13 protein-coding genes are annotated in these 16,705 nt (G+C 36.2%); 1 reads left to right on the forward strand and 12 read right to left on the reverse strand.

The features are described from left to right. Nucleotides 1-337 precede the first annotated feature (337 nt). From A9G24_RS10120 to prfC, 12 genes are all read right to left on the reverse strand, one after another. Nucleotides 338-1,030, reverse strand: coding sequence for a DUF2461 domain-containing protein (locus tag A9G24_RS10120; protein ID WP_065638902.1), 693 nt, complete (start codon nucleotides 1,028-1,030; stop codon nucleotides 338-340). A 3-nt stretch (nucleotides 1,031-1,033) separates the two neighbouring features. Then, nucleotides 1,034-1,795 (reverse strand): 3-deoxy-manno-octulosonate cytidylyltransferase, encoded by a 762-nt coding sequence (gene kdsB, locus A9G24_RS10125; RefSeq protein ID WP_065638903.1) that lies wholly within the window; start codon nucleotides 1,793-1,795, stop codon nucleotides 1,034-1,036. A 17-nt stretch (nucleotides 1,796-1,812) separates the two neighbouring features. Next, nucleotides 1,813-1,998, reverse strand: coding sequence for a Trm112 family protein (locus tag A9G24_RS10130; protein WP_065638904.1), 186 nt, complete (start codon nucleotides 1,996-1,998; stop codon nucleotides 1,813-1,815). 4 nt (nucleotides 1,999-2,002) lie between these two features. Then, nucleotides 2,003-3,010 carry a tetraacyldisaccharide 4'-kinase gene (gene lpxK / locus A9G24_RS10135; protein WP_065638905.1) on the reverse strand — a complete coding sequence of 336 codons (1,008 nt, stop codon included), beginning with the start codon at nucleotides 3,008-3,010 and terminating at the stop codon, nucleotides 2,003-2,005. A gap of 101 nt (nucleotides 3,011-3,111) precedes the next feature. Then, the gene (locus A9G24_RS10140) at nucleotides 3,112-5,421 is read right to left on the reverse strand and encodes a DNA internalization-related competence protein ComEC/Rec2 (RefSeq protein ID WP_065638906.1); all 2,310 of its coding nucleotides are present in this window, start codon (nucleotides 5,419-5,421) and stop codon (nucleotides 3,112-3,114) included. Nucleotides 5,422-5,725: 304 nt separating this feature from the next. Continuing rightward, nucleotides 5,726-6,016, reverse strand: a complete 291-nt coding sequence (ihfB, locus tag A9G24_RS10145; RefSeq protein ID WP_065638907.1) for an integration host factor subunit beta — start codon at nucleotides 6,014-6,016, stop codon at nucleotides 5,726-5,728. A gap of 98 nt (nucleotides 6,017-6,114) precedes the next feature. Further along, nucleotides 6,115-7,797 carry a 30S ribosomal protein S1 gene (rpsA, locus tag A9G24_RS10150; protein WP_065638908.1) on the reverse strand — a complete coding sequence of 561 codons (1,683 nt, stop codon included), beginning with the start codon at nucleotides 7,795-7,797 and terminating at the stop codon, nucleotides 6,115-6,117. 111 nt (nucleotides 7,798-7,908) lie between these two features. Next, nucleotides 7,909-8,589: a (d)CMP kinase gene (cmk, locus tag A9G24_RS10155; protein ID WP_065638909.1), complete on the reverse strand. Its 681-nt coding sequence runs from the start codon at nucleotides 8,587-8,589 to the stop codon at nucleotides 7,909-7,911. A 1-nt stretch (nucleotide 8,590) separates the two neighbouring features. Continuing rightward, nucleotides 8,591-9,871 carry a 3-phosphoshikimate 1-carboxyvinyltransferase gene (aroA, locus tag A9G24_RS10160; RefSeq protein ID WP_065638910.1) on the reverse strand — a complete coding sequence of 427 codons (1,281 nt, stop codon included), beginning with the start codon at nucleotides 9,869-9,871 and terminating at the stop codon, nucleotides 8,591-8,593. Between the two features lie 21 nt (nucleotides 9,872-9,892). Next, nucleotides 9,893-10,765 carry a helix-turn-helix domain-containing protein gene (locus A9G24_RS10165; RefSeq protein ID WP_065638911.1) on the reverse strand — a complete coding sequence of 291 codons (873 nt, stop codon included), beginning with the start codon at nucleotides 10,763-10,765 and terminating at the stop codon, nucleotides 9,893-9,895. Between the two features lie 98 nt (nucleotides 10,766-10,863). Then, the gene (gene ptrA / locus A9G24_RS10170; protein WP_081303164.1) at nucleotides 10,864-13,764 is read right to left on the reverse strand and encodes a pitrilysin; all 2,901 of its coding nucleotides are present in this window, start codon (nucleotides 13,762-13,764) and stop codon (nucleotides 10,864-10,866) included. A gap of 112 nt (nucleotides 13,765-13,876) precedes the next feature. Next, nucleotides 13,877-15,469, reverse strand: a complete 1,593-nt coding sequence (gene prfC / locus A9G24_RS10175) for a peptide chain release factor 3 (protein WP_065638912.1) — start codon at nucleotides 15,467-15,469, stop codon at nucleotides 13,877-13,879. Nucleotides 15,470-15,670: 201 nt separating this feature from the next. Between prfC and ilvY the strand changes: the two genes are divergently transcribed. Then, nucleotides 15,671-16,573, forward strand: a complete 903-nt coding sequence (gene ilvY, locus A9G24_RS10180; protein ID WP_065638941.1) for an HTH-type transcriptional activator IlvY — start codon at nucleotides 15,671-15,673, stop codon at nucleotides 16,571-16,573. Nucleotides 16,574-16,705 lie beyond the last annotated feature (132 nt).

The raw sequence follows: 16,705 nt of genomic DNA on the forward strand, positions 1-16,705 counted from the left end.
TTTTACCATTCGTTTTTGGACTCGCTGGTTTCGTGAATTTTATTAGATTGTTTACATCCATTTCAATATTAGTACCTTTACCACTATGTATTCTTTTTTGGTTTTATATGCCAGTACAAGAAACATAATGCGTTTTATAGTAAAGGAGGGATTGAAGCCGCCTATAAAATCATGTTTTTTGCTAGTTTGTGTTGAAACAGAATTTATTATAAATGGTGTAAAAGAATTAATATTAAATTTTCCAAATAGTTAATATCAAAACACCATTTAAATATGTAAAAATATAATTCTAAAACGCAATAGTGATAAATTAAACATTACTGCTACTCAAAGTAAATTACAGTTTTGGTATATTTTTGATCATTTCCACTCGCATTAAATAATCATAAAGCGGGACTAATTGTTTAAATCCTTTCATTAATTTGTTGGGCAAATCGCTATTTAACACATCTTCAATATGCTCACTTGTTACCATAACAGCGAGATTTTTGCGGTTATACCATGTTGCTATTTTTGCATCTTGCTCTTTGATTAACGGCCGTTTATAACTTTCACCAACAAGCTCAAATGGTTTTTTAACGCAGTGCGTCATCGCTAAAAACTTCTTAGTATCATTACGAATTTCTTCTCGAAAAATATCCATCGTTTGTTTTGATGAACAATAATAACCAAGTCCATATTGATAACTACTTGGGCTAATTTCAAAAAAGTAAGCGGGTGCTTCTTTCCAATCTCGATTCGGTCGTTTAAAGGTCAACCATAAGCGGCTACGATAAAGTGATTTATCATTTGAAAAACGAGTATCACGATGAATACGCGAAATTGTTTTTCCAATAGCGGGCCTCGTTTCAAACCATTTATCAATTTTAAGCATCTCTGGTGCTAGTTGCTCAACCAAAAGTCTGAAGGGTTTAACTAAATCGTTATCATAAATAGCGCGATGTTGTTCAAACCAAGGTTTGCTGTTATTTATCCAAGCATCTTGCAAAAAATTAAGCCCAGCTTGTGTAAAACCAGTGAAGTTTGCCATGGCTTACTCCTTAAATAACGTTCTTACTTTTTCTAAATCTTCTCGCGTATCAACCCCTATTGCGGGAGGTTGTTTTGCCACTGCAACATGAATTTTTTGTCCGTACCAAAGTACTCTAAGTTGTTCTAGCATCTCAATTTGCTCAAGTAAAGATGGCGCCCAGTTGATATACTGACGAATAAAGCCAGAACGATAAGCATAAATACCAATATGACGAAGATAAAAATTACCAATACTAGATTGTTTTAATAGCTCAGATTTAGCAAAGCGATCTCGTTCCCAAGGAATCGTGGCACGAGAAAAATAAAGTGCATACCCATCTTTGTCAGTCACAACTTTAACCGCACCAGTATTAAATGCTTCTTCAACAGAATCAATTGGCACCGCTAATGTTGCCATTCCCGTTTTATATTGCACTAAATTTTCAGCCACTTGATCAATAATAACGGGTGGAATTAAAGGTTCATCTCCCTGTACATTGACAATGATTTCATCATTAGCAAACTGATAAGCATTAATGACCTCTGCTAACCTTTCAGTACCAGAATTATGCTTGTCACTAGTAAGAATGACTTCACCGCCATACTCCTTGACTACGTCAAAAACTTGCTGATGATCTGTTGCAATAATTACTCGAGTGGCTGACGATTTTTTTGCTTGCTCCATCACTCGAACAATCATAGGTTTACCATGAATATCCGCTAGCGGTTTAGCTGGCAAACGACTTGAAGCATACCTAGCAGGAATAATAACTGAAAAATTCATAATTAATACCTTAACTCTTAATCTTTAACAGGCTGTGATTGATTGAATGGCTTTGCTTCACTTTCTAGCAATACAGGTATGTTATCTTTGATTGCATAAACTAGATTATCTGCTTGGCAAATTAACTGCTGATTGTTGGCATCATATTGTAGTTGCCCATGGCACTTAGGACACGCAAGTGCGCTTAATAGGATTTCTTTCATGTTTTTATTCTCTTTGAGATTTTGTCTTGGTTAATAACAAACAGATCTGATCAACTGCCTCTACGGGTATTACTGCATCAATAGGTAGATACCACCAATTTTTCTGGGCAAATTGCCTACATTTAACGGCGTCTTTTTCGGTCATTAAAAGTGTTTGTTCACTACTTGCAACATTGTTTAACAATGGTAAAGTAAATTTTTGATGATCAGCAAAAGAAGCAGTTTTAACCACATCCACTTGCATTTTAATCAACATATCAAAAAAACGCTGAGGATGACTAATACCCGCAATAGCACAAATATTTTGCAACGAAGATAATGTTTTTTGTTCTTTAGTAAGCAAATTTACTGCATACATTGGTGCTAATTGCATTGTGAAAGTTTTTTCTGAATACTGCTGGGTTAAATGATTTACACTATCACCATTTATGATAATCAAATCAACTGATTTTAATCGACTTTCTCGTTCTCTCATTGGCCCTGCAGGCATCCACCATCCATTACCAAATAAGCGCTTTCCATCAACCACTACGACTTCAATGTCGCGCGCCAATGCATAATGTTGCAAACCATCATCGGTCAAAATAACATCTAACTCATACTGCTTTAATAATGCTTGAACAGCTTCAGGGCGGTGAGGCGATACAGCAACAGGTACATTAGTACGTTGAAAAATAAGTACCGGCTCGTCACCAGCTTGTTCGGTTGTGGTTGTATTATCTAAAATAAGCGGATAGCTATCAGCCTTGCCACCATACCCTCGCGAAACAACGCCAACTTGTAATCCTTTTTGTTTTAACGATTCAATTAAACCAACAACCAGTGGTGTTTTGCCATTACCACCAACGGATAAGTTGCCAATAACGATAATAGGTACAGAGGAGCGCCAAGATTTGAAAATACCTAATCGATACAAAGCGCGACGAATAAAAGCAATCAAACCATATAATAAAGAAAATGGCATGAACAACCAAAATAAGCGATTTTTACCATACCAGAGTTTTTCAATCATAACTTTAACATCACTTAATTACATTCAGTAAAATTGTTTTATCTTTTAATGGCGACATAACAATTATTAAGATGGTTGACTATAGCAAACGATAGCCTATTTTACTCATAAATTGGTAAACTACCAAACCAATCATGATACCATCTCGGTTTAATTTCGCCTCGCATGTTTTTTAACTTCCAGGTGTGTTTATTAAAAAATAGACTTATTTGACCAGTTCTAGCAGTAACATAATAATCTAAGTGTAAATCTTGATACCGTTTTATTACCTTATTAGAAGGTAGTTTCCAAGGGTTATAACGAGATGTAGACGCCAACGATTTTACAGGTTTAACATGGTTTAAAAATGCATAACTTGATGAAGTACTACTACCATGATGCGGAATTTGCAAGATGGTGGATGCTAACTGATCTCGATATTTTGTAATTAACTGATATTCCTGATTACGCTCTAAATCCCCAGTTAATAATACAGAAAAGTGCCCATCAGTTACTTGTATGACACAAGAGTCCTCATTTTGGGCATATTCAACCAACTTATTAGGCCACAACACATTAAACGTCAGATCATTCCAAATAATATGATTACCGGCTAAACATGGATAATCATTATTCAAATCATAAGAAGAACTCATTAACCATGCCTTAGGATAAAGACTTTTCAGTAATTCCAAACCACCAACATGATCATTGTGTTGATGACTAATAATAATGCCTTGTACATTCAAATTATGCCATTGCAAAAAAGGAATAATGACCCTTTCCATAGCTGAACTTTTTTCCCAGTTGGCTCCCGTATCATACAAAATGGCTGACTTACCATCATGAATAACAATTGCCAAGCCATGACCAATATCTAACATATCTAACCGCCAACAATAGTGTTGCTGTTTAAAAAATGGTGTGACTAATATCGCAAAAATGACTAACAAAGTAATACTAAAGTGGTGCCAAAGCCCGGTGCGCATTATAACAACACCTAACCAGCCTAAAAGACTTAACCAATAAAAGTCTGAAGGAATGTTAAGCCACAACCAATTAAGCCACTTTAAACTAAAAAATAACCATTGCAAAGATTTATCAGCAATCAACCAAAACCACAATGCGATGGAAAAACAGTTAATAACACTAAATATTAACGCCAGTAAAACAGAAGGAAATGTAAATAAAGAAATAACAGGAATCGCAATCAGATTAGTTAAAATTGAAACCGAACTAACACCTTGAAAAACTAAAAATTGAATGGGAAGCAACAACAAGGTTAACCCAAACTGTAAATGCAATAACCTAAGTACATACCAACGCTTTTTGTTCTTTAGTGCTTTAGGAAGCGGCAACCAATCAAACAAAAAAATTAAGCTAATTACCGCATAGCAAGATAACCAAAAACTTTCAGATAAAATCATCAACGGATCAAACAGTAATAATAATGCAATAATTCGATTAACTTTTTGCCATGCACTTATATGATGTTTTGTATAACGTAAATAAATCCAAATTGATAAAGCCAGTATAGCTCTCAATGTAGGAGGATTGAAACCCGTTAACCATGCATAAAAGAGAACGCATAACCACCCTATAACAATCGGCACAAAAAAATAGATAAAGCGCTTTGGAATAAAAAATAGTAACACTTTAACCATAAAACAGCTCAGGCCGAAAACCACTAAAATATGCATACCCGATATAGCCATTAAATGGGCGACACCTGTTTGCTTCATCACTATACGATGTGAGTCATCTAATTGAGATCGATCACCAAAAGCGAGGGCAAGCAAGATGCCTCGATAATCAAATAAATCTATGTAAGGCAGTGCCAAATCAACAATAGATTGCCTTAAATCAGATTTACTATCTAATAGTTTGGCATCAACTAATTTAGCTGATAGTAAACTTCGGTTTGCTATTGAAAAGCGCTGGCTATCAAATCCTCCTTCATTTAAATAGCTATGCACAACTTTGGTTTTTAGTGTTAATTGCCAAATTTGTCCTGATTTAGGGATGTCTGGCTTATCCCAATAAACCGAAATCGGAATATTATTAGATAGCATAACTTCTGAAACAGAAAAAACAGAAAATGACAAATAATAAGGATCAACCACTGTTGCTGTTTGTCGTGTATTTATATTTACTATTTTGGCTTTAACAACAAGGGATTTATCAATATAAGGCGAAATACTCGATAAATATTGTTTAGAACATGCCGTAGACCATAAAAAACCCAAACCAAATACAACAAAAATAGACAAAAAACAGTATAATTTAGATGGAACAACCAGCATCAAAATTATCAAGATCACGGCAATACCATACCACTGCCAATCAGACAATAAATATGGCAAAAACAATAATGGCAAGCAGCCTAGCGAAAACATGATAGCCAATAAATCAAGAGAATAAAATTGTCGCATTAGTGCCCGCCATATTTATTTTCAACCAATAGCCAGCCTATCACTTAATATGCTTAATAAGATAAATGAGTTTGATTTTTTCGATCAGTCTTCCAATTTGATCATTAATTTAGATAAGATTAATTAAAATTTGTTTGTCATGTTCCTAATTAAAAAAATACAACATAGTTATCGCGTTAATGGATTTTTCATGGGCGGATTGGATTGAATAAATGAGAGCACATTGCTCAATGAATTAGCTTGCTTAAATAAAAAAGCCAGTGATTCGACTCAAAGGCTTTTAATTAAGTATAGAATTTAAAGATTATGCGTTTGCAGCTTTGTTTACTCTTTCTCGCAACTCTTTACCTGGTTTAAAGTGAGGGATATATTTATGTTTTACTTCAACACTTCCACCAGTTCTTGGGTTTCTTGCTTTACGTGGAGCACGATAGTTTAAACTAAAACTACCAAAGCCTCGGATTTCTACACGATCGTTACTTTCCATGGCTAAAGCGATCTGCTCAATAATATCTCTAACAGAATCATCAACTAACTGCACAGGAAGATGTGTGCGCCAGTTAACAATTCGTTCTACTAGATCTGATCTGTTCATGGTCACTCCTAATTTATTTATGTGTCATGTAACTTATTCAGTTTATACCATAAAAGAAAAAGAGGGCAAGCCCTCTTTACTCTTTACATAAATATTTTTTACTCAGTTTTTGAAGCGGCTTTAAATGCTTCAGCCATTGCATTAGTAAATGCTGCCTCTTCTTGAGTTGCAGTACTATTTACCGCAGCAAGTGCTTCTTTTTCGTCAGCTTCATCTTTTGCACGTACTGATAAAGAAATTGCTCGAGTTTTGCGATCGATATTGACAATTTTAGCTTCAACTTCATCACCAACTTTTAATGCCGTTGTTGCATCTTCAATACGTTCACGAGCGATATCTTGTGCTTTTAAGTAGCCTTCAATACCTTCAGCGATTTCAACAGTTGCACCTTTAGCATCAACTGCTGTTACACTTCCTTTAACAATTGTGCCTTTTTTGTAATTAGACGCAAAGCTACTAAATGGATCGTCTTCTAGTTGTTTAATACCTAGAGAGATACGTTCGCGTTCAGCATCTACTTGTAACACAACTGCTTCGATATCATCACCTTTCTTATAAGCTTTAACAGCTTCTTCGCCAGGCATATTCCAAGAGATGTCTGAAAGATGAACTAAACCATCAATACCACCTTCTAAACCAATGAAGATACCAAAATCAGTGATTGATTTGATCTTACCGCTAACTTTATCACCTTTATTGTGTGATTCAGCAAATTGTAACCATGGATTTGGTTTGCATTGTTTAAGACCAAGTGAAATACGACGACGCTCTTCGTCAATTTCAAGTACAACCACTTCAACTTCATCACCAAGACTAACAACTTTAGAAGGATGAATATTTTTGTTTGTCCAATCCATTTCAGAAACGTGAACTAAACCTTCAACACCCGTTTCAATTTCGACAAAACAACCGTAATCAGTTAAGTTAGTTACTTTACCTGTTACTTTAGTACCTTCTGGGTAACGCTTAGCAATTGAAACCCATGGATCTTCGCCTAATTGTTTTAAGCCAAGAGAAACACGTGAACGTTCTTTATCAAATTTAAGTACTTTAACAAGTAATTCTTGACCCACTTCAACCACTTCACTTGGGTGTTTAACACGTTTCCAAGCCATATCAGTGATATGAAGTAAACCATCAACGCCACCAAGATCAACAAACGCACCGTAATCAGTAAGATTTTTGATAATACCTTTAACTTCAGAACCTTCTTGTAGATTTTCAAGAAGTTGTTCTCTTTCTGCGCTATTTTCTGATTCAATAACCGCACGACGTGATACAACAACGTTGTTACGTTTTTGATCTAATTTAATTACTTTTAATTCGATTTCTCTATTTTCAATATGAGACGTATCGCGTAATGGACGCACATCTACAAGCGAACCAGGAAGGAACGCACGAACGCCATTAAGATCAACCGTAAAGCCACCTTTAACTTTACCATTGATAACACCTAAAACTGTTGCAGCATCTTCAACTGCTTTTTCTAGAATTAGCCACGCTTCATGACGTTTAGCTTTTTCACGAGATAAGATTGTTTCACCAAAGCCATCTTCAATTGAGTCAAGCACAACATCAACAATGTCGCCGACTTGAACTTCTAATTCGCCTTGGGCATTTTTAAACTGCTCTACTGGAATTGCTGATTCAGATTTTAAACCAGCATCAACTAAAACAACGTCTTTGTCGATAGCAACAACAGTACCACGGATAAGATTACCAGAACGAGTGTCTAGTTGATTTAAAGACTCTTCAAAGAGTTGAGCAAAAGATTCAGTCATATTTATATACTTAAATTAATATTAACGTCCACATTACATCATGTCTTGTGGGGTTGTTTAAAATACTCCAAATATCCCTATATTGGAGCTTGATAAACGTTGAAAGTAACCTTACAACGCAAGTTTTTCGTTTATATACTTAATAGATTGATTAAAAACATCTTGAATAGACAGTGATGTGGTATCAATTATTAGAGCATCAATTGCAGGTTTGAGTGGCGCAACAGTTCGATTGCGATCGCGCAAATCACGCTCAGTTATCTCCTGCAAAATTTGGGCGAATTTAACATGATTTTGCTTATCTTGCAACTGTTTCATCCGTCTTTCTGCACGAGAGTGTGCACTTGCGTCAAGAAAAATCTTAACAGGCGCATCGCTAAATACCACGCTGCCCATATCACGGCCATCGGCAATCAGTCCCGGCGCTTGCCTAAAGTCACGTTGGCGTTGTAATAAAGCAGCTCTAACGGTATTAATAGCCGCCACTTTTGATGCTGCGCCACCTATTTGTTCTGTGCGGATGTCTTTAGTAACATCAACATGATTTAATAGCACCTTAACTTCACAACTATCAGTATTAAACGTTAACGGTAAATTAAGCGCTAATTGCACAAGCTGACTTTCATCTTCGAGTGCAATAGCTTGTTTAATCGCACTAAGTGCTAACACCCTATAAATAGCGCCAGAATCTAAAAGATGCCATTTAAAATGATTGGCTAACGCTTGGCATAATGTGCCCTTACCAACACCACTTGGTCCATCAACAGCAATAATGGGAACAGGTTTATTCATTTTATTTTTCGCTTAATCGTTTAAATTGTTCGAAATAATCAGGAAAAGTTTTCATGGTACATTTAGGATCTAATATTGTTACAGCTGTATCAGAAAGCGCCACGAGTGAAAAGCACATAGCAATACGGTGATCGTTATAAGTTTCAATTTCGGCATGGGTTAATTTAACAGGTGGCAAAATAGTAATATAATCTTTGCCTTCATCGATTGTTGCCCCTACTTTACGCAATTCAGTTGCCATTGCATATAAACGGTCAGTTTCTTTAACTCGCCAATTATAAATATTACGGATTGTAGTTGGTCCTTTAGCAAATAAAGCCGTTGTTGCTATCGTCATTGCTGCATCAGGAATATGATTCATATCCATATCAATACCGTGTAATTCACCATGTGAACATTCAATATAATCATCAGCCCAAGTCACTGTAGCACCCATTTTTTCAAGCACATGGGCAAATTGTGTATCACCTTGTAAGCTTTTTTTACCAATGCCCGTTACCCTAACTGTACCACCTTTAATTGCAGCGGCAGCTAAAAAATAAGAAGCCGATGAGGCGTCGCCTTCAACTAAATAATGCCCCGGCGATTGATAACACTGATTTGCTTTAACCGTAAATTTTTGATAGTTGTGATTTGTGACCGATACACCAAAAATAGCCATCATTTTGATAGTGATATCAATATAAGGTTTAGATACCAAATCACCAATGATAGTAATTTCAGTATCATTTTGTGCCAGTGGCGAAGCCATTAACAACGCGGTTAAGAATTGGCTAGATACTGAACCATCAACTTGGATATTACCGCCAATAAAACCACCTTGAATATGTAGTGGTGGATAACCTTCATTTTCAAGATAATCAATATTAGCTCCACCTTGACGCAATGCATCAACTAAATGGCCAATTGGACGTTCTTTCATACGAGGTTCGCCAGTTAACACAATATTATTACAGCCAAGACATAATGCAGCAGCTAAAGGACGCATTGCCGTACCAGCATTGCCTAAAAAAAGCTCTAATGTATGGTCAAATTGCAACATCCCCCCTACACCTTGAACATCACAAATGGTGCGATCGTGCGATAACTGATACTTAACACCTAATGCTGCAAGTGCATCAAGCATATAACGCACATCATCACTATCCAGTAAATTAGTTAAACGAGTATTACCTTTACTTAATGCTGATAGTAATAACGCACGATTAGAAACACTTTTTGAACCTGGCAAATTAATCGTACCACTAAATTTTTTTATTGGTTGTAATGTTAAGGATAACATAATGACTCTCTTTAATATTCTTTAAAATTTTTCTAACGTCGCTTTTAATAAATCAATTGCTTGCTTATCTTTAGCGCTATTTTGCCATAACTTATCAAATAAATGATGATACCGTTTAATGGCATCATAAGATGACGTGATTGATGCAATACCAGTAGTCACATTAGGTAACTCACCTAATCGAAATGGGCTCATCGCTAATGAAATAGGATTTCCATCTTGATAAAAAATCTGAAAAGCAATTGATGGAATTGCTTCTTGCGTAATAGCAATGGTTGGCATAAAGGATTGTTGTTCTATTAGCTCAATTAAATGATAAACTTCTTTACGTGCTAATAACATCCTTTCTGACTTCTTGCCTGGCGAAATTGTCAAATTTCCCACTAAACCAATATGCAAAAACCGCTCTACATTACGTAAGCTAATTAAATTAATCACCTTTGGGACTGATTGATGAAACTGCTTTTTACGTTCTTTTAAAATCGACAAGATGACTGAGTATTTTTGATGTTCAATCAACTCGCTTGATTCATTGAGCATCAGAGCTAAATGAGAAAGATAATCAGGTGAAGTTAATAAAAATGAAAAAGGATCGAAGTGAGAATAGATATGCGTTGATTGCTCTTCTAACTGACGCATGCGCTCAAAAAAACCTTCACCACTCGAATAATATTCGGTATCAATGCCAAGCAAACTTGCAAAAGACGTATCGAGTAAAGATGCCAATCGCTCTAAAGTTTCGATTTTAACGATTTCACCTTTTTCTAACCGATAGACTGCTGCTCTTGAAATTTTAAGACTTTCTGCGACATCTTCAGCCTTCAAAGAGGCAGCAATCCGATACGCACGTAGACGCTGACCTATAGCACAATAATCAATCGATCCAGTAATCATAATACACTCAAACTATTGGGATTTTGGCAGTGTATCACAAGGTGATAACAATGCCAATTTTTGTCAAAATGGTTCGGGTTAATATACATTTGAGTCTATTATTTTAACAAAATTTGTTGTAAAGCCGATGCGTTTTCAAACTCGGTATACTCGGTTATTGCTTGTGGTTGTTTTGATAAATCAGCGATATTACCTAATGCTTGAGAAGCAAAAACAAAACCTTTTGACTCCATTACAGCTCGAGTATAAAAATCAATCAAATCTTGCTTGGTTATTTTTTTTACCTGCGCTATTTTTTTAGCTCTAGAGTCAAAAGCAAATCGAGATAACCGATAATCTGCCATATAACGCCCTAACTCTTCATCCAATGTTTGTGGCGGCATATTTAATTCATCAAGCACACCCTTTTTATATTGCTCAATATCGTCTTTCGATAATGCTTGCAATTTGTTTAGCATGATTGGGAAAAACTCTTGATAACGTTTTAGCAAATAAGCTGGATCATATTGGTTGCTTTGAATTAAAAACCCAATTCCTGATGACTCACCTACGGTCACTGGTTGAGAAAATACAGCATAACCAAGCTGTTCATTAGTGCGCAGTTGGTCATAGAACCATGGTGAAATAATTTTTGACAGTAGATAACTTAATGTTCGTCCGGTGATTTGGTCATAATTAGCAGGGATATAGCTCATCATCAGAGCATTATCAGTTGTTTTAGCTTGCTGAGTGAGCCTAGCTGTTAATGCATTTTTGATTTTGATATCTTCTATCGGAGTAAACTCTGCACTACGAACCAACGTTTTTTGAATGGCATGATAAAGATCTAATGATTGATCATTTGATAAATTACCAACGCTTAGCATATAAGGTACTGAACTTGTTAACAACTGATCCCGATAAGCTAAAATATCATCAATACTGATATTGTCTATAATTTTACGTTTTTCACCTCGTTCAAAATAACGTGGCATTACCGATAAGGCTTTTACTGGGTTTATGGCTAATAAATAGCTTTTAGCATGCTCAGCAGCGTCAAGTTGTTGCAAATACCATGATTTAGCCAAAGCCAAACTTTGTTCATCAATATTAACTTGTCTGTAACTATCAAGAATTGTCAAAACCATTTCGGATAAATGCTGATTAAAGCCACTCGCTGTGATCATCAATCCATTATCACTACTTGTTGACAATGACATACCGGCAACGCCAGCTTGAAACTGTAACTTAGCTAAATCACGACCAACAATGTAGTCAAGCAAATCAAATGTTACCACTGATTTAGCATCACTAAAAGCTTGATTGTTGCGTAACGAAACAACAATAGCAGCTTTAGGTTCATTATTAAAATACTGACTAACAAAATGGATATGATTACCACGGTTACTAAACTCAGCGGGTTGAGCTTGATCACGATTTTGCTTCATAATTGAAAAATCATCGGGAATATAAGGATTTAATTCAGGCAGATTAAACGCATAATTCTTGCCTAACGTTGCCCAATTCGATTTTTGATCGCGGGTGATATTATCCACTTTATACGGTGCATCAACAAAATAAGCGGTCTTATTGGTAGTTTGATTTGGTGCGATCACCCAAATTCTAGCATTATCTGCCGTCAAACTTTTTAAACGTGCCGTAATGGCTGATTTATCAAAATAAGTAGCAACATAATCTGAATTTAATACGTTTTGTACGGGATATAATAACATCTGATCTGATAGCCATTCTACATATGACATATCACGCTCAACATCTTGATATTTGAACCCTAACGCTAACATTTTTTGCATTTCTTGATAATAAGTGTCAGAAATTCCCTCTTTTTGCATCAGCTGTAAATAATTAAAAATAGCCCCAATAATTTTATCTTTTAGTGCAAGCCCCTCATCAGTTAAAGTCGCATTGATACTAAAAATGCCACTATTACCATAGCGAATCGGATCGCTTCCCGCTTGAATACCTTCAATCAATCCTTGTTTTTGTAGCTGATCAGCCAACGTATTTTGACTACGATTACTAATTAAATAAGCAATATATTCATCACTCTTGTTTGTAAATTTAGACAGGTTATTTTCGATTGGAAATTGCAACAACAATAACTTTTTGGGTTGAGCTGGTATCATGGCAATTTGCTTACCTAAACTATCAGCAGTGATTGCTGGTTTATCAACCTTAGGCGCATTGATATTTTTATTAGGAATTTTTCCGAAAGTGCTTTCAGCTAATTTTGCCAATTTATTGATTGACTGATTACTATAAATCACGCCTACCATAATATTGGAGGAATAATAATTACGATGAAATCCAACTAATGCATCTTGCAACTTACTACCGTCTTTATCGCTTAACGTTTCTAAATTACCGCCTGAAAATTGCGAAGCTGGATGATTTTGATTAATTGTTTCGGAATCAACTTGTCCAATTCGAAAACCATCATTAGATCTGGCCATAGTCATTTCAGCATTAACAGCATTGCGTTCTTTATCGGCAAAATTAGGATCTAAATTAGGTTCAGCAATCGCATCGGCTAAATAATCGAGTGCTTTATCAAATGCGCTATTTTCAATCTCAAAATAAAACGCGGTTCGATGTGCCGCAGTGCTAGCATTATAACTACCTGCATGACGGCTTAAAAACTGAGAAAAGCTAGCAGGCTCTGGGTAATTTTTTGATCCCATTAGCACCATATGTTCAGCATAATGTGCCAATCCTTGCTGATTTTGCGGATCTTGTAATGATCCAACAGGCAACGCCAATGAACCGAGTGACTTAACTGCATTAGGATCAGACACAAGCAGCACTCGCATTTTATTTGAGAGCTCAATCACTTCATATTGACGCTTGTCACGATCGCTTTGTTGTACTTTTTCTAACAAAACTGGTCTTGCAAGTTTATTTTCAATAGCAAAAGATATTGGTGAAGTAGTCATAGTTAATAGTCCAATAAAACTACCAATTATTAAATTCACTACTCTTTTATTTTTCAAATCCATCATATTCACTCGCTTGACTTTGTTGTAAAAAAATAAGTTTTAAAAAGAATAGAAAGAGAATTTATCAAAACACCTAGGCATGATGATAAATTCCGCTATTATGTGATAAATACAATTAATGTTCCCGAGTTTTTCGAAATTCAACATCAGGATATCGTTCTTCGGTCAAATTCAAATTAACCATACTTGGTGCAATATAAGAAAGATTATCTCCTCCATCTAAAGCCAAGTTCTGCTCGCATTTGCGCTTAAACTCTTCTAATTTTTTTACATCACTACACTCAACCCAACGAGCAGTTGTCACATTGACAGGCTCATAAATGGCTTCAACGTTATATTCCGATTTTAAACGTGCAACAACCACATCAAACTGTAGCACACCAACAGCGCCCACAATTAAATCATTATTTGCTAATGGGCGGAATACTTGTACCGCTCCTTCTTCTGATAGTTGAACAAGTCCTTTTAATAATTGTTTTTGTTTGAGAGGATCTCTTAAACGAATGCGACGGAATAGTTCTGGTGCAAAGTTAGGAATACCAGTAAATTTCAGATCTTCGCCTTGCGTAAAGGTATCACCGATTTGAATCGTACCATGATTATGTAAACCAATAATATCACCGGCATAGGCTTCTTCAACATGTTCACGATCACCGGCCATAAATGTTAAGGCATCAGAAATATTAATCTCTTTGGCAATACGCACATGACGTAACTTCATACCTTTTTCATATTTACCCGATACAATGCGCATAAATGCCACGCGGTCACGATGTTTAGGATCCATATTAGCTTGAATTTTAAAGACAAAACCACTGAATTTTTCTTCTGATGATTCAACTTCACGTTTATCGGTTTGACGAGGTTGAGGAGTTGGTGCCCAAGCAGTTAAGCCATCAAGCATATGATCAACCCCAAAATTACCCAATGCCGTACCAAAAAAGACTGGCGTTAAATCACCCGACAAGAAAGCATCTAGATCAAATTCATTGGAAGCCCCTTGCACTAATTCAAGCTCTTCGCGCAGTTGCTGTGCTAAATCATCACCGACCGCTAAATCTAAATCAGGGTTAGTCAACCCTTTAATAATTCGCACTTCTTGTATAGTATGGCCTTGACCCGATTGATAAAGATATGTTTCATCTTTCGCTAAATGATAAACACCTTTAAATAACTTGCCACAACCAATCGGCCATGTAATCGGCGCGCACATTATATTTAACTCGTTTTCGACTTCATCAAGCAATTCCATCGGGTCGCGAATATCACGATCTAACTTATTCATAAAGGTTAAAATTGGCGTATTACGCAAACGCGTGACTTCCATTAATTTACGTGTGCGATCCTCTACCCCTTTTGCCGCATCAATCACCATTAAACAACTATCAACCGCAGTTAGCGTGCGGTAAGTATCTTCAGAAAAGTCTTCGTGTCCGGGAGTGTCTAATAAATTAACCAAACAATCATTATAAGGAAACTGCATAACAGAGGTGGTAATTGAAATACCACGTTGTTTTTCCATTTCCATCCAGTCTGATTTAGCATGCTGGGCATTAGCGCCACGGCCTTTGACTGTACCTGCTGTTTGGATTGCGTGTCCAAATAAAAGTACCTTTTCGGTAATGGTGGTTTTACCGGCATCGGGGTGAGAAATAATCGCAAAAGTGCGACGTGCATTAACTTCGTCTAAATAAGCTTGTTCTGTCATAAAACTGTTTTAATCCACACAAAAATAATCATCCATTTTAGCAGGTATCTGTCTATTTTGCCATTGATGTTATGCACAAGCCCATTTGCCTTATTTGTTGATCTATGCATAATATTTGCCTAATAAGTGATGCATAATTTACTGCTTCTTGACAAAAAGTTTCAGGAAACTATGCGTTTTAGTATAAAACCGGAACTTGCTATGAACATTCGTGATTTAAAATTGTACCTACATTTATGCGAAACCTGTCACTTTGGTATCACCGCACATGCCATGCATGTTAGCCCTTCAACCTTATCAAGACAGATCCAACGACTTGAAGAACATTTTGGTCATCCGCTATTTATTCGCGATAACAGGCAAGTACAAATCACTCAAGTTGGCGAAAAAGTCAAACGCTTTGCTCAGCAAGTAATAAACATGCACCAACAGCTAAAATATGATTTAGATCAATCCAACCAACAGCTTGTCGGCGAACTTACGCTTTTTTGTTCGGTCACGGCCGCATATAGCCACTTGCCCGAAATACTCGATCGCTTTAGGAGCCACTATCCACTTGTTGAAATCAAGCTTTCAACCGGTGATGCCGCCGACGCAGTTGAAAAGATACAAGCCAATGCAGCCGATTTAGCCATTGCTGGCAAACCTAAACAACTCCCAACTGGCATTGAGTTTTTAAAATTTGGTGAAATTGAAATGGTCTTGCTGATCCCCAAACTTAACAGCACATTTAGCGACAAATTACATCAAAAACAACCTGATTGGCATAATATTCCGTTTATATTGCCAGAACACGGGCCAAGTCGCCACCGTATCGATTTATGGTTTAAGCAAAAAAAAATCACCAATCCCAAAATTTATGCAACAGTTGCGGGGCACGAAGCCATTGTATCGATGGTTGCTTTAGGATGTGGCGTCGCTTTATTGCCAAAAGTTGTAATGGACAACAGTCCAGAGCGAGTAAGAGAACGCATAACCGAATGGTCTACCAACTTAATGGAACCATTTGATGTAGGTATTTGCGTACAAAAGAGACGGTTATCTGAAAAAATCATCGCTGCCTTTTGGGCAATTTGCAATTTAAATCTACCTAATAACGAATAACAAAAATATAGTGTATAATCGCGCATTAAAAACTAAAATCATCATAATGGACGTATTAAATTACTAAGAAACGACTTATTTTTTTGCAAGATATAATAATTAAATCTGATAAATATGATTGTAATGGAATTC

It is taken from the genome of Gilliamella sp. App6-5 (genome assembly GCF_001690525.1).
GTDB lineage: Bacteria > Pseudomonadota > Gammaproteobacteria > Enterobacterales > Orbaceae > Gilliamella > Gilliamella apicola_H.

Coding starts and splice junctions, on each gene's coding strand:
- kdsB (WP_065638903.1), bottom strand. CDS start 1,795: ATGAATTTTTCAGTTATTATTCCTGCTAGGTATGCTTCAAGTCGTTTG.
- A9G24_RS10120 (WP_065638902.1), bottom strand. CDS start 1,030: ATGGCAAACTTCACTGGTTTTACACAAGCTGGGCTTAATTTTTTGCAA.
- cmk (WP_065638909.1), bottom strand. CDS start 8,589: ATGAATAAACCTGTTCCCATTATTGCTGTTGATGGACCAAGTGGTGTT.
- lpxK (WP_065638905.1), bottom strand. CDS start 3,010: ATGATTGAAAAACTCTGGTATGGTAAAAATCGCTTATTTTGGTTGTTC.
- A9G24_RS10165 (WP_065638911.1), bottom strand. CDS start 10,765: ATGATTACTGGATCGATTGATTATTGTGCTATAGGTCAGCGTCTACGT.
- rpsA (WP_065638908.1), bottom strand. CDS start 7,797: ATGACTGAATCTTTTGCTCAACTCTTTGAAGAGTCTTTAAATCAACTA.
- ilvY (WP_065638941.1), top strand. CDS start 15,671: ATGAACATTCGTGATTTAAAATTGTACCTACATTTATGCGAAACCTGT.
- ptrA (WP_081303164.1), bottom strand. CDS start 13,764: ATGATGGATTTGAAAAATAAAAGAGTAGTGAATTTAATAATTGGTAGT.
- A9G24_RS10140 (WP_065638906.1), bottom strand. CDS start 5,421: ATGCGACAATTTTATTCTCTTGATTTATTGGCTATCATGTTTTCGCTA.
- aroA (WP_065638910.1), bottom strand. CDS start 9,871: ATGTTATCCTTAACATTACAACCAATAAAAAAATTTAGTGGTACGATT.
- prfC (WP_065638912.1), bottom strand. CDS start 15,469: ATGACAGAACAAGCTTATTTAGACGAAGTTAATGCACGTCGCACTTTT.
- ihfB (WP_065638907.1), bottom strand. CDS start 6,016: ATGAACAGATCAGATCTAGTAGAACGAATTGTTAACTGGCGCACACAT.
- A9G24_RS10130 (WP_065638904.1), bottom strand. CDS start 1,998: ATGAAAGAAATCCTATTAAGCGCACTTGCGTGTCCTAAGTGCCATGGG.